Annotated in this window: 12 protein-coding genes; 10 read left to right on the top strand and 2 right to left on the bottom strand. The window is 44.4% G+C overall.

All coding sequences use genetic code 11. The features are described from left to right. The first annotated feature begins 25 nt into the window (after positions 1 to 25). Positions 26 to 1,399 carry an oxygen-independent coproporphyrinogen III oxidase gene (gene hemN, locus B3Q46_RS08290; RefSeq protein ID WP_175966165.1) on the top strand — a complete coding sequence of 458 codons (1,374 nt, stop codon included), beginning with the start codon at positions 26 to 28 and terminating at the stop codon, positions 1,397 to 1,399. A gap of 121 nt (positions 1,400 to 1,520) precedes the next feature. On the opposite strand, the gene ribA is transcribed toward hemN, so the two are convergent. Then, positions 1,521 to 2,123 (bottom strand): GTP cyclohydrolase II, encoded by a 603-nt coding sequence (ribA, locus tag B3Q46_RS08285; protein WP_004786979.1) that lies wholly within the window; start codon positions 2,121 to 2,123, stop codon positions 1,521 to 1,523. A 312-nt stretch (positions 2,124 to 2,435) separates the two neighbouring features. Here ribA and dxs point away from each other — a divergent pair, with 312 nt between their 5' ends. The 8 genes from dxs to B3Q46_RS08245 all read left to right on the top strand — a co-directional run bounded on the left by dxs (position 2,436) and on the right by B3Q46_RS08245 (position 11,264). Then, positions 2,436 to 4,346, top strand: a complete 1,911-nt coding sequence (gene dxs, locus B3Q46_RS08280; protein WP_005233697.1) for a 1-deoxy-D-xylulose-5-phosphate synthase — start codon at positions 2,436 to 2,438, stop codon at positions 4,344 to 4,346. A 114-nt stretch (positions 4,347 to 4,460) separates the two neighbouring features. Next, complete coding sequence (locus tag B3Q46_RS08275; protein WP_286714743.1) at positions 4,461 to 5,291, top strand: inositol monophosphatase family protein; 831 nt, start codon at positions 4,461 to 4,463, stop codon at positions 5,289 to 5,291. A 529-nt stretch (positions 5,292 to 5,820) separates the two neighbouring features. Beyond that, complete coding sequence (locus B3Q46_RS08270; protein WP_286714741.1) at positions 5,821 to 7,629, top strand: DEAD/DEAH box helicase; 1,809 nt, start codon at positions 5,821 to 5,823, stop codon at positions 7,627 to 7,629. Between the two features lie 406 nt (positions 7,630 to 8,035). Further along, a complete protein-coding gene (locus B3Q46_RS08265; RefSeq protein WP_286714739.1) occupies positions 8,036 to 8,854 on the top strand; it encodes an ABC transporter ATP-binding protein in 819 nt (272 codons plus the stop codon). Next, complete coding sequence (gene mlaE / locus B3Q46_RS08260; RefSeq protein WP_286714737.1) at positions 8,851 to 9,630, top strand: lipid asymmetry maintenance ABC transporter permease subunit MlaE; 780 nt, start codon at positions 8,851 to 8,853, stop codon at positions 9,628 to 9,630. Before B3Q46_RS08265 ends, mlaE begins: the two co-directional genes overlap by 4 nt. After that, a complete protein-coding gene (locus tag B3Q46_RS08255) occupies positions 9,630 to 10,307 on the top strand; it encodes an outer membrane lipid asymmetry maintenance protein MlaD (RefSeq protein ID WP_262477757.1) in 678 nt (225 codons plus the stop codon). The genes mlaE and B3Q46_RS08255 overlap by 1 nt, the downstream gene beginning before the upstream one ends. 18 nt (positions 10,308 to 10,325) lie before the next feature. Further along, the gene (locus B3Q46_RS08250; RefSeq protein WP_004786965.1) at positions 10,326 to 10,961 is read left to right on the top strand and encodes an MlaC/ttg2D family ABC transporter substrate-binding protein; all 636 of its coding nucleotides are present in this window, start codon (positions 10,326 to 10,328) and stop codon (positions 10,959 to 10,961) included. Positions 10,962 to 10,973: 12 nt separating this feature from the next. Beyond that, positions 10,974 to 11,264 (top strand): STAS domain-containing protein, encoded by a 291-nt coding sequence (locus B3Q46_RS08245; RefSeq protein ID WP_180054098.1) that lies wholly within the window; start codon positions 10,974 to 10,976, stop codon positions 11,262 to 11,264. 347 nt (positions 11,265 to 11,611) lie between these two features. Here the strand turns inward: B3Q46_RS08245 and B3Q46_RS08240 are convergent, their stop codons facing one another. Continuing rightward, the gene (locus B3Q46_RS08240) at positions 11,612 to 12,625 is read right to left on the bottom strand and encodes a CorA family divalent cation transporter (RefSeq protein WP_004786961.1); all 1,014 of its coding nucleotides are present in this window, start codon (positions 12,623 to 12,625) and stop codon (positions 11,612 to 11,614) included. A 152-nt stretch (positions 12,626 to 12,777) separates the two neighbouring features. Here B3Q46_RS08240 and B3Q46_RS08235 point away from each other — a divergent pair, with 152 nt between their 5' ends. Next, the gene (locus B3Q46_RS08235; protein WP_286714732.1) at positions 12,778 to 13,368 is read left to right on the top strand and encodes a TIGR00730 family Rossman fold protein; all 591 of its coding nucleotides are present in this window, start codon (positions 12,778 to 12,780) and stop codon (positions 13,366 to 13,368) included. Positions 13,369 to 13,390: the final 22 nt, after the last annotated feature.

The raw sequence follows: 13,390 nt of genomic DNA, 5'->3' as shown, positions 1-13,390 counted from the left end.
CTGACTGATAAGGTGGTAGGCATTCATGACTGTGCAGGCAAATTCTCTCATTCAAAAATATAATGTCCCCGGTCCCCGCTACACCAGTTATCCAACCGTTCCTTATTGGGAAGACTCAGGATTTTCACTAGAGCTCTGGAAGCAGACACTAAAACGTTCTTTTCAGGAGTCGAATGCGACTGAAGGCATTAGCCTGTATATCCATCTGCCATTTTGTGAAAGTTTATGCACCTTTTGTGGCTGTCACAAACGGGTGACCAAACGTCATGAAGTCGAGCAGCCCTATATACAAGCTGTGCTGAAAGAATGGGAGCTGTATTATGAGTTATTAGAAGAAAAACCCATCATCAAAGAAATTCATCTTGGCGGTGGGACACCAACGTTCTTTTCAATTGAACATTTAACCCAGCTCATTCAAGGTATTTTGTCCAAAGCCGAGATTGCAGCAGAACATGAATTCAGCTTCGAAGGTCACCCAAACAATACCACGCGTGAGCATTTGCAAGGCTTGTATGACCTGGGCTTTCGTCGGGTGAGTTATGGCGTGCAGGATTATAATGAAACTGTACAAAATGCCATTCACCGGATTCAACCTTATGGAAATGTTAAACAGGTGACTGAATGGGCAAGAGAAATTGGTTATGAATCGATTTCGCATGATCTGGTTTTTGGTCTGCCATTTCAAAGCCTGGAGGATGTCTTAAATACCATTGATCAGACCAATTCCCTATTACCAGACCGTCTGGCTTTATATAGCTATGCACATGTGCCTTGGATTAAAGGGAATGGCCAGCGCGGTTTTAAAGATGCTGATGTACCCAAAGATGAGATCAAGCGTCAGTGCTATGAAGAGGGTAAGAAAAAGCTCTTGGCGCATGGTTATCATGAAATTGGTATGGATCATTTTGCGCTAGAAAAAGACAGCATGTACCAGTCCTTTCAGTCTGGAACTTTGCACCGCAATTTTATGGGTTATACCGCATCTAAAACTCAGGTGATGATCGGACTCGGAATTTCTTCGATTAGTGATAGCTGGTATAGCTTTGCGCAGAATGTGAAAACTATTGAAGAATATTATGAACTGCTAGAGCAGAATCAGATTCCAGTGGTGAAAGGGCATATCCTGACTCAGGAAGATCTGATTATTCGCAAACATATCCTGAACTTGATGTGTAGCTTTACCACCTCTTGGGCAAAACCTGACATGCAGTTTGCTGAAATTAATGAAGTTCTAAAGCAGCTTGAGGAAATGCAGCAGGATCAGCTGATCAAAATTGAAGACTCTTCAGTCACGATTTTGGAGAAAGGGAAACCATTTGTACGCAATATTTGCATGGCTTTTGATTTACGTTTAAAGCGTCGTATGCCAGAGAACCGGATTTTCTCGATGACGATTTAAGAATCCCTCTTAGGATCTTATAAATCCCTCCAAACTTCCCTTTAAAAAAGGGAGGCTTCCCTATACTTATATAAAAGGAAATTTCCCCTCTTTGAAAAAGAGGGGGCAGGGGGAGATTCTTTTAAAAATCTTCCTTCTGATACATATGCGCCATACGCTCATGCTTGGTTTTGAGATATTGCTCATTGAAGGGATTTAAGCCCACAGTGAGTGGTACACGGTCCACTACATTAATACCTTGCTCTTTCAGTGCATCAATTTTTAAAGGGTTATTGGTGATCAGGCGGACGGCTTTTACACCTAGGTGATCCAGCATGATGCTGCACATATCATATTGACGTGCATCTGCAGGTAAATTCAGCATCAGATTGGCATCGACCGTATCATGTCCCTGGTCTTGCAAGGCGTATGCACGGATTTTATTGGTCAGGCCAATTCCGCGTCCTTCCTGACGTAAATAAAGAATGACACCGCGACCCACTTCATTAATCAGTTTTTGTGTTGCCTGGAGTTGAGGGCCACAGTCGCATTTTAATGAAGCAAAGGCATCACCGGTTAAACATTCAGAATGTACACGCACCAGCACAGGTTCATCACTTGGTTCTTCGAGGCCTTTGGAGAGTGCGACATGTTCTTCGCCAGTCTTAGGGTCTTGAAAAACAGTAATTTTAAATTCACCATGAGCGGTCGGTAATCTTGAAGTTGCGACAAATTCGATAGGCACAGCTGAACCCGTAAAATCCTAATAAAGTAGTTAAAGTATAGCGTAATGCTTAAACATTAGTAGAATTGCTCAGCTGAATTTATGAAGAACATTTTCTTTTTTGTAGAAAGCGAACGATAATAGTTGATAAATAGTAAGATTATTCAGGATAATCGTAGCCTGCAAATTTTTCATCCCGACGAGATCGCTGTTTAATATTGCATCGCTAGAAGCGTAGCTGAATTGAAGCTGCTACAATTCAACTATATGATCGGTTATTCCCCCATTGACCTAGCTTAAGATTTTGCCAGGCTTTAGAAGGCTTTGCCATATATGCTGTATACAGAAATACCAACTCAACGCCCTGTAACACCGTTGCTTGATGCGATCGATCATCCTGAGCAACTGCGTGCACTCGAGCAAAGCCAGCTCACACAAGTGGCGGATGAGTTACGTCAATTCATTTTGTATGCTGCGGGTCAGAGTGGTGGACACTTTGGGGCCAATCTGGGTGTGATTGAGCTTACTGTCGCTTTACATTACTGCTTTAATACGCCACATGATCGCCTGATCTGGGATGTGGGTCATCAGGCTTATCCGCATAAGGCGTTAACCGGACGTCGTGAACAGCTCACTACAATCCGTGCAAAAGATGGTCTGGCTGCATTTCCGGCACGTGAAGAATCCGAATTTGATACTTTTGGGGTAGGGCATTCATCTACCGCAATTTCTGCTGGCCTCGGCATGGCTTTGGCACGCCGTTATCAGAACAATCCGTGTGAAGTCGTATCAATCATTGGTGATGGGGCCATGACCGCAGGTATGGCTTTTGAAGCTATGAATGATGCTGTGGCACATCAGGCTGACCTGATGGTGGTTCTGAACGACAATGATATGTCGATTTCATGTAGTACTGGCGGTTTTGCCAAGCATCTCGCTGCAATCTGGGAACGTGGCGAATTCGTCAACGTAACTGAAGATGGTGAGGCTTATGTACAGCCGCACCCGGAATGGCTGTATAACTCGCGTTTACATCAAGCTGCAACTGATGCCGCAGATAACCTGTTTAAAGCCATTGGTTTTGATTATTTTGGTCCTTATGATGGCCATGATGTTAAACAGCTGGTACACGTTTTTAAAGCCTTGAAAAAACGTAAAGGCCCACGTCTGATCCACATCTATACCAAAAAAGGTAAGGGCTTTGCGCCAGCAGAATGTGATCAGATTAAATACCACGCGATTAGCAAACTCAATGCAGTTGCAGCCCCTAATCCAGCACCCAAATATTCAGATGTATTTGGACAATGGTTATGTGATGAAGCAGCACAGGATAAACGTCTATTGGCGATTACTCCGGCAATGTGTGAAGGCTCGGGCATGGTGCAGTTTGCCAAAGAATATCCTGAACGTTTCTTTGATGTGGCCATTGCTGAACAGCATGCAGTGACGCTGGCAGCAGGTATGGCTTGTGAAGGTCTAAAACCGGTCGTCGCAATCTATTCAACTTTCCTGCAACGTGGATATGACCAGTTGGTCCATGACGTGGCACTGCAAAATCTGGATGTGACGTTTGGGATCGACCGTGCCGGTCTGGTTGGTGAAGATGGTCCAACGCATGCCGGTGCCTATGATTATGCCTATATGCGTACCATTCCGAATCTGGTGATCATGGCACCAAAAGATGAGAATGAGTGCCGTCAAATGTTGCATACGGCTTATCTGTATCATGGTCCGGCAGCAGTGCGTTATCCTCGCGGGAATGGACTGGGTGTGGAAATCCAAAAAACCATGACCGAGATGCAGATCGGTCAGGCAGAATTATTGCTCAGTCTGAACGAACAATATGATGAATATGTTTCGATTCTAGCATTCGGTAGTCGAGTTCAAGCTGCAGTTGAAGCTGCTCAAGTATTTGCCAGCAAGCATGATGTGGGTGTACGCGTGGTAAATATGCGTTTCATCAAACCACTGGATACCAAAATGTTAAACCAACTGGCCCATTCAACCAGCCTGTTTGTTACTGTTGAAGAACATGCAGTCATGGGCGGCGCAGGAAGTGCAGTGAATGAGTATCTGGCTGAAGCTCAAATTGTTAAACCAATCCTGAATCTAGGTTTAGCGGATAGCTTTATGGCACAAGCAACACATAGTCAAATGTTGCAACAGGCAGGACTTGATAGCCAAGGCATTGAAAAATCAATCAATGAAGCTTGGTCAAAGCTAGGTCAAAGCGTCCTGTTATAAACTCTTAAAAAGTTTCGACACATTTTTTCCCAAAAAGCCCGGATATTTGCTAAAATATGCGGGCTTTTATGCATTATTCTTTATCAGTATCTTCAAATTTGTAGTGGGTGTTCAATGGAACCTATGGTGGTGATGGCTGCGCGTGCGGCTCAATTAGTTGGTCAAGAGCTTTTAAAAGCGCATCAAAATCGTCATAAACTCGATCTGCAAGTCGAAGAAAAAGACATTGATGGTCCGGTAACGCGTGTAGATCGTTATCTGGAACAGTTGACCATCGATACTCTACGTAAAAGCTATAAAAATCATAGTTTCCTTGGTGAAGAATTTGGTCTGCAAGAAGGTAAAGGTCACGACGCTGATTGGTGTTGGGTGATCGATCCACTTGATGGCACACTAAACTTTATCAACGGTTTTCCGCATTTCTGTATCTCTATCGCAGTTCAGCACAAAGGTGTAACTCAGCACGGTGTTATTTATGACCCTGTGAAAGATGAGCTATTCTCTGCGAGCCGTGGTCGTGGTGCGATGCTGAACCAGCGCCGTATCCGTGTAAATGTTAAAGACAGTCTGAACAATACTTTTCTGGCAGTAGGTCATGCTTACCGTACTAAACGTAATGGTGAAGTAGTCTCTTATGCCAAGAATCATTTTGATGCATTGCTCAATGTGACTGAAGCAGGTGCACAATTCCGTCGTGGGGGTTCAGCTGCCTTGGATCTGGCTTATGTCGCTGCTGGTCGTCTTGATGGTTACTTCGAGCTTGGCTTGAAACCTTGGGATATTGCAGCAGGCGAGTTAATCGTGAAAGAAGCGGGCGGTACTGTGGTTGATGCGCGTGGTGGTAGCGATTCTATGGAAAATGGTCAAGTTTTGGCTTGTTCAATGAAAATGCTGAAACCTCTTATGCAAGCAGTTGTTCCTGCTTGGGGTGACGCAGCGAAATAATCGGGTTTAACGCCGTAAATCGAATATTAAAAAGGTATCTCTCGGGATGCCTTTTTTATTTTTTGAAAATAATTACCTGATAAATATCTTCATATTTAGATGATTCACAGCCTTGATAAAAAGAAAATTGACCAGCCGGAGAATTAATTACATTTCTTTTCTTGTTTAAGTCTTAGAAATTGATCGAGAAATTAGCAGTTAAACAAAATAATCTGAAAAGCGGATGACTTTATGAATAATCCTGCTATAATCTGCGCACGCACTTAATTTCTGTTCGTCACCTGAACATTTCTCTTCTTATCATTGTGTATGCGCGTGCGGTCCAAAGAGAGGACGATATCTCGCGCCCCAATCGCTAAAGCGATTCCTTCAGGTTATGCCGTAATCATGCGTGCGTTATATCACATCGTCGTTACTCGGATCGCCGCTGAATCATCTCTTTTCAGCGTTTAATTGCTGTACCGCTTTTTGTCGATGTCCATTTGACTTTATTTTTAATGGAGCACCCAATTTCCGGGTGGAATACTCTATGAGCAAAACTTTTGCTGAATTTTCTTTGCATGAATCGTTACAACAAGCCCTTCAAGGCTTAGGTTTTACTACTCCGACTCCTGTACAAGAACAATCTATCCCTGCTGCACTAGAAGGTAAAGACCTCTTAGTATCTAGCCAGACAGGTTCGGGTAAAACCGCTGCGTTCCTTCTCCCAACTTTGAACGCACTTGCTAACCAAGATACTTTCGTACCATTTAAAGAACGTATGAAAGCGGTGACTCAACCAACTATTCTGGTGATTTCACCAACTCGTGAATTGGCACAACAAGTATGCCAAGACGCGATCGCATTTGTACGTCACATGAAAGGTGTTCGTATTGCTGCAATTATGGGTGGTATGCCATTTGGTAAACAAATCCAGCAGTTAAAAGGTGCACAGGTTGTTGTAGCAACTCCAGGCCGTTTACTTGATCTTGTTAACCGTCGTCAAATCAAACTTGATAAAGTTGACTCGCTGATCGTCGACGAAGCTGACCGTATGCTGGATCTTGGTTTCTCTGAAGACCTGGAAGCAATCGGTGACTTGGCTGCAAACCGTAAACAAACACTGATGTTCTCTGCAACTTTCGCTCCACGTATCATTACCCTTGCTGAACGCATGATGAATGAGCCAGAGCGTATTGCAATTGAAACTGGTCACTCTACCAATACTGACATTACCCAGACTTTACACTGGACTGATGGCTTCGAGCACAAGAAAAAACTTCTTACTCACTGGTTGAATGAAGAAGACGTTGATCAGGCAGTGGTCTTTGCTTCTACTCAAGAAGATACAGATATGCTGGCTGAAGAACTTGCTGAAGCAGGTTTATCAGTTGTTGCTCTACATGGTGCGATGCCACAAACCGTTCGTAATCGTCGTCTGCGCAGCATCCGTGAAGGTCGTGCAAAAATCCTGGTTGCAACTGACGTTGCAGCACGTGGTCTAGACGTACCGACAATTTCTCACGTGATCAACTTTGGTCTTCCTATGAAGAACGAAGACTATGTACACCGTATCGGTCGTACAGGTCGTGCGGGCCGTACTGGTAAAGCAATTACTTTAGCGACTTATCGTGAACGCGGTAAAATCCGTGCACTAGAAGACTTCCTTGAAGCTCGTCTAAATGTATCCGAAATTGAAGGTCTTGAGCCATCTCCACCTCCTGCACGCGGTAGCCGTGATGGCGCTGGTCGTGGTCGTGGCGGTCGTCGTGATGGCGGTCGTGGCTTCGGTGGTGGTCGTCGTTTCGAAGGCGAGAGCAACTTCAAACGTCGTGAAGGTGGTGATGACCGTCCACGTCGTAGCTTCGATGACAAACCTCGTGGCGAACGTCCTGCGTTCAGTGGCGAAGATCGTCCACGTCGTGATTTCAATAGCGATCGTCCTCGTCGTGAAGGCGGTTTCGGTGATCGTCCACGTCGTGACTTCAATGAAGACCGTCCACGTCGTGAGTTTAATAATGATCGTCCGCGTCGTGACTTCGGTGACCGTCCTCGTTTCGAAGGTAATGATGACAACCGCGGTAACCGTGTAGATTACAAACCACGTCGTGAAGGTGGTTTCGGTGACCGTCCAAAACGTGATTTCGGTGATCGTCCTGCTCCACGTCGTGAAGGTGGTTTCGGTGACCGTCCAAAACGTGATTTCGGTGATCGTCCAGCACGTCGCGAAGGTGGTTTTGGTGATCGTCCAGCGCGTTCATTCGGTGATGACCGTCCAGCGCGTCGCAACTTTGATGACAAGCCACGTGGCGAGCGTTCATTCGGTGAAGATCGTCCACGTCGTAAATTCAATGACTAATTGAATAATGTCTGAAAAAAAACCAGCCTGAGTGCTGGTTTTTTTATGCATTGATTTTTTGTTTTTTCAGCATAAAATGCCTACTTCATCAACTTTTTCTGAGTTTATGATGATCCGTAATCTGAAAGCGTCTTTTTATAGTCTTTCATATTATTGAGGGGTACATGTCCTACATTGCAGTAATTTTGCTTTTGTGCAATCTGATTTATTATGTATATCGTTTTTTAAATGGATCATAGTCTGTTAAAATTGCGTCGAAATAAAATTTTTGATTACTAGAAATATATGGCCAGGCATGGAGCATTATGTTTTCCATGAACTTGACCCTTCATTTTCAAATGCTAACATGTTGAACTTCGTTCTTTTGTCATATGCATGCTGAAAAAATGCAGGAATAAACTCAGCTATGAAAAATCAAACAGCGCAGGATCCTCAGTCTTTGATTGAAGTCAAGAATTTGAGTTTCAAGCGGGGTGAGCGTGTAATTTATGACGATGTCAGTTTAAACATTCGTCGTGGGCAGATTACCGCCATTATGGGACCTTCCGGAACTGGTAAAACCACTTTATTAAGATTGATAGGTGGGCAACTGATGCCTGAACAGGGTCAGGTTTTACTGGACGGTAAAGATATTGCCAAGATGTCCCGTTCTGAGCTTTTTTCTGCACGTGCACGTATGGGGATGCTGTTTCAAAGTGGCGCTCTGTTTACCGACATGAGCGTCTATGAAAATGTTGCCTTTCCGATTCGTGCGCATACCAAATTGCCTGAACATCTGATTGCTGAAATCGTGGCTTTGAAACTCGAATCAGTAGGACTGCGTGGGGCAGAGCAGATGATGCCTTCAGAGCTGTCTGGCGGGATGAATCGTCGTGTCGCATTGGCTCGTGCGATTGCACTGGACCCGGAGCTGATCATGTACGATGAGCCTTTTGCCGGGCAGGATCCGATTGTTATGGGAGTTTTGACTCGACTGATCCGCTCTCTACGTGAAGCATTGGATTTAACAACCATTATTGTTTCGCATGATGTAGCAGAGACTTTATCGATTGCTGATTACATCTATGTGGTCGCAGAAGGCAAAATCCAGGGTGAGGGCACAGCAGAGGAATTGAAAAATCATCCTTCAGCCTTTGTGCAACAGTTCCTAACCGGTTCGGTTGAAGGCCCGGTAGATTATCAGTTTAGTCATCAGGCTTATTTAAGTGATGAGGTACGTTCATGAATGCCATTGCTGCCTTAGGTAGACGCGTTATTGAACGTGTTCAGGGGATTGGTGTTGCAACACTGATGCTGTTGCAGATTCTCTTTTCCATGCCGACCTGGCTTGGAGTAAAGCTGTTTGTTTATCAGATGTACCGGGTTGGGGTGTTGTCACTCTTGATTATTGCGGTATCTGGCCTGTTTATTGGTTCAGTACTCGGTTTGCAGATGTATACCATCCTGTCAACATTTGGTAGTGAAGCGATGCTTGGTACTGCAGTGGCTTTAACCCTGTTACGTGAATTGGCACCTGTGGTTGCTGCCTTACTGTTCGCGGGTCGTGCCGGCTCTGCTTTAACCGCCGAAATTGGTCTGATGAAAGCGACCGAGCAATTGTCCAGTATGGAAATGATCGGGGTTGATCCCTTAAAACGGGTGATTTCACCACGCCTTTGGGCCGGTATTTTTAGCTTGCCAATGCTCTCAGTGATCTTTGCTGCGGTCGGGATTATGGGCGGAAAAATGGTAGGCGTTGATTTTCTGGGTGCTGATGAAGGGGCATATTGGAGTGGCATGGAAAGTACCGTGCAATTCTATAAAGATGTCCTAAATGGCACCATTATCAAGAGTTCTGTTTTTGCATTAATTTGTACCTGGATCGCGGTTTATCAGGGTTATGCCTGTGAACCAACATCAGAAGGTATCGCAACTTCTACAACACGTACGGTCGTCTATTCTTCGCTGTGCGTATTAGGTTTTGATTTCGTGTTGACTGCGGTCATGTTCGGAGGTATTTAATGAAATCACGTACTAGTGAGCTGGCCGTTGGTGTTTTTGTCATTCTTTTCGGTATCGCCCTGTTCTTCTTGGCGATGCGTGTCAGCGGTCTGGTAGGCACCAATATTTCTGATAGCTATCAGATGACAGCGACTTTTGAAAATGTAAATGGCATCAAACCACGCGCTAAAGTTGCTTTAAGTGGGGTGAAAGTCGGTCAGGTCGATAAAATTACACTTGATCCGGTGACCCGTTTAGCCACAGTCCATATGACACTGGATGGCTCTTTGACATCCTTTAATGCCGAGCAGCTCAAGCAGGTTCAGCAGGAAGCCCTCGAAGAGTTACGTTATAGTTCAGACTATACCGCAGCCGATCCTGCGCAACAAAAATCAATGGAAAAACAACTATTAGACAACATGAAATCCATCACCAATATTGATGAAGATGCTTACATTATGGTAGCAACAAATGGTTTATTGGGTGAAAAGTATCTGAAAATTATTCCAGGTGGCGGTCTGACTTACTTGAAACGTGGTGAGCAGATTGCGAACACTCAAGGGACCATGGAAATTGAAGATTTAGTGACGAAATTTATTACCGGCGGTGCCGGAAAATCGTCAGATAGTCAGGAAAGTGCCTCAGAAGAAGCTGCATTTTCAGAAACAACAGATGCAGAACCTGCATTTGTTGAATAACAGATTGAGGAGATTTGAGTGAAGACTTTAGTAAAACAAACGCTTGCTGCAAGCATTCTTTCAACAATGGTTGCTGGTACAGTGTTTGCTGCACCGTCTGAAGCCCCACCTGCTTTTATTAAAAGAGTTGCAGACAATTTGATTGATCGTCTTAAAACCGATCATGCCAAATTGCAGAATAATCCTGCGCTTGTGAAAACGATTGTCCGTCAGAACCTTGACCCGTATATCGATTCACAATCGTTTACCCGGATCGTGATGGGGACTTATGCGACCAATCAGTATAGTACTGCGGCGCAGCGTGCACAGTTTGAAAAAAACTTCCGTGAAACCCTGATTGAAAATTATGGTACGGCTTTCTCTAAGTTCAGTAACCAGACTTACAGCGTTCGTCCTTACAAGGCGACTAACAGCAAAAATCCTGTAGTGACCATCGACTTTAATAACAAAGGCGAGAAAATTCCGGTTGCTTTCCAGTTGGTTGATAAAGGTTCACAATGGAAAATCCGTAACATCAATGTTTCTGGTATTGACCTAGGTCTGCAGTTCCGTAATCAGTTTGCGGCTACAGTAAAACGTAATGGTGGTAACCTGGATAAAGCCATTGCTAACTTCAAGCCAGATGCTGAAGCGGCGATTGACAAGAAAAAATAAGATAGGTGAGCTGTGATTCAATTCAATAATCAGGAACTGCAGGTTTCAGGCAAGATTGACGCTGACAATGCGCAGAGCTATTACTTAGATGGTCTGCGCGTCATTCAGTCACAGGACAAGTTTCCTGTGGTAGTTAATCTGGCTGGACTTGAGCAGGGTAGCACTTTGGCTTTGGCAGTTCTGGTGCGCTGGTTGCGCCAAACTCCACAAGCACGAGGACTACAGTTTAAAGCGGTTCCTGAGAAAATGATGAAGATCATTCAGGCCTGCCATTTGCAGGATGATTTACAGATCATTCAGTAAATAAAAAAGTACCGAAAGGTGCTTTTTTATTGCCGGTATATTTTAAAAAAGTTCCTCTCTTTCTCAAAGGGAGCTTAGGAGGGATTAGTTAATTAACCTCTCCCTAACCCTCTCCTGAAAGGAGAGGGGACTTGTATTTTAAAAAAGTGGAGAAATGGGCCTGGATTCGAACTTTAAGCAAATATTGGAAGTCTTTTCTTTCTGAGCGAGAGATTTAAAGCACTGCCTTAAATCTAAGCACAAGAGAGTTAGAGAGGGTTAATTCTGACCCCACCCTTGAGCAGCAGTGCTGCACATCACCTGAAAAGAGAGGGAAATTCCTCCCTTAGGAGAAATTAGGAGGGATTCTAAATCCACTTCTTCCATCTAAAGTAAATCAATGGCCCAATCAAAAAGCCCATAATAATAATGCTCACCATCACAAAGCTCATCGAACCTTGAGCGAAGGGCAAGACATCAGTGTTCATCCCGTAAATACTGGCAATCAGCATGGGTGGCGCAAGCATACTCGGTAAAATCGAGAAGCGACGGATCGTATCATTCTGTTCAGTGTTAATGAATCCGGACGTGGTATCCAGCAAGAAGCGGACTTTCTGGAACAGGAAGGCATCATGCTCGACCAGTGAGCGGACGTCTTCACTGAGTTCCCGAATATCCGCATCATAAATATGACTGCCTAAGGCTCGTGGACGTGACAGGAAGGTAAGTACCCGTCGTAAATCGATCAGACAGAGCTGAGCTTTTCCGAGCATATCTTCCAGTTGGGCCAGACGGGTAATCATGTCATCCAGATCGAGGATCTGCTCACGATGCCGGTTATTCAGAACTTCAGTTGAGTATTTTTCCAGATCCTTATGTACATCTTCCAGAATATCCGCTAGCTCATCCAGTTTGGCTTCGAGTAAACCGAGCAGAATCCAGGTTGGATCTTTATAGTCAATATCATAATCATTGCGACGCGCACGGGCACGAAAGGCCCGGAAAGCTACCAGCTTTTCACCACGCAGGGTAAAGAGCCGGTCTTTATGTAAAATGAAAGCGACTGTCTGAACCGTTGCGAGGATGCTGGCATCATCCTCATGTTCACTTTCGACCTGATAATTTTTATTTTTCGTTAAGAAATAGGTACTGATGTGCAAAATACCGTCATCATCACGGTAAAATCGGGCACTCGAAGAAATATCTTCCAGAGATTTTAAGGTGGGCAGATTTTGCTCATAGGCATCCAGAATCCATTGCTGTTCTTCCTGTGAAGGCGCAATTAAATCTATCCAAACCAGTTCCGGATGCAGGTCGAAATCACCATTGATGGTGGCATCTTCTAGGCTACCGCGCTCTGTGGCGTAAAAGGCTTCAAGCATGCTATCTTTTCTCCCTTGCGCAGTATGTTAATCTAAATGCGTGTATTTTAGACAAGGAATTGAATAAAAACACTGATTGTGCAGTTATTTTTGAAAAAAAACTCTCAGGCGCTGCCTGCGTACTATATACCGGCAATGCAATGGTGAAAATGATGAATTCTATCGCAATTTTCTGTGGCTCAGCGCTAGGTTCTGAACCTGGTTATAAACAAATTGCTGAAAAGGTAGGCCAAACCCTGGCAAAAAGACAGCAAACACTAATTTATGGTGGGGGTCGTTCCGGATTGATGGGCATTGTAGCGGATAGTGCCTTGGCTGCAGGGGGCGAGGTTATTGGTGTCATTCCAAGACCCTTGGTTAATCGCGAACTGGCACATCCGCATATTACCAAGCTGTATGTAGTCGACAATATGCATGAGCGTAAGACCAAAATGTCAGAACTCTCCGATGGTTTTATTGCTATTCCGGGTGGGGCTGGAACGCTCGAGGAAATTTTTGAGCAATGGACCTGGGCTCAACTTGGAATTCATAAAAAACCTTGCGCTTTTCTCAATGCCGATGGCTTTTATGATGATCTGCTTAAATTCATTCAGATGACCACGGACAAAGGTTTTACCAAGCCACGTTTTACTGAATCCCTGATCGTGAGTGATGACTTCGAAGAAATTTTGCAAAAATTTCAAGACTACCAGCCGCCTGAAGCAAAATGGGGTATGGTCGATCAGGAAGATCTCGTAAAATAAGTAACCTGAGTTCGATGAAATA

Origin of the sequence: Acinetobacter sp. UBA2581, assembly GCF_002339435.1 — a bacterium.
Classification (GTDB): Bacteria; Pseudomonadota; Gammaproteobacteria; order Pseudomonadales; family Moraxellaceae; genus Acinetobacter; species Acinetobacter variabilis.
The sequence above is the reverse complement of the archived record's forward strand: the minus strand, read 5'-3'. Positions and strand labels throughout refer to the sequence as shown.

Excerpts from the sequence above, each read along its gene's own strand:
- hemN (WP_175966165.1), top strand. The coding sequence starts at position 26 with ATGACTGTGCAGGCAAATTCTCTCATTCAAAAATATAATGTCCCCGGT.
- dxs (WP_005233697.1), top strand. The coding sequence starts at position 2,436 with ATGCTGTATACAGAAATACCAACTCAACGCCCTGTAACACCGTTGCTT.
- B3Q46_RS08275 (WP_286714743.1), top strand. The coding sequence starts at position 4,461 with ATGGAACCTATGGTGGTGATGGCTGCGCGTGCGGCTCAATTAGTTGGT.
- B3Q46_RS08270 (WP_286714741.1), top strand. The coding sequence starts at position 5,821 with ATGAGCAAAACTTTTGCTGAATTTTCTTTGCATGAATCGTTACAACAA.
- B3Q46_RS08265 (WP_286714739.1), top strand. The coding sequence starts at position 8,036 with ATGAAAAATCAAACAGCGCAGGATCCTCAGTCTTTGATTGAAGTCAAG.
- mlaE (WP_286714737.1), top strand. The coding sequence starts at position 8,851 with ATGAATGCCATTGCTGCCTTAGGTAGACGCGTTATTGAACGTGTTCAG.
- B3Q46_RS08255 (WP_262477757.1), top strand. The coding sequence starts at position 9,630 with ATGAAATCACGTACTAGTGAGCTGGCCGTTGGTGTTTTTGTCATTCTT.
- B3Q46_RS08240 (WP_004786961.1), bottom strand. The coding sequence starts at position 12,625 with ATGCTTGAAGCCTTTTACGCCACAGAGCGCGGTAGCCTAGAAGATGCC.
- B3Q46_RS08235 (WP_286714732.1), top strand. The coding sequence starts at position 12,778 with ATGAATTCTATCGCAATTTTCTGTGGCTCAGCGCTAGGTTCTGAACCT.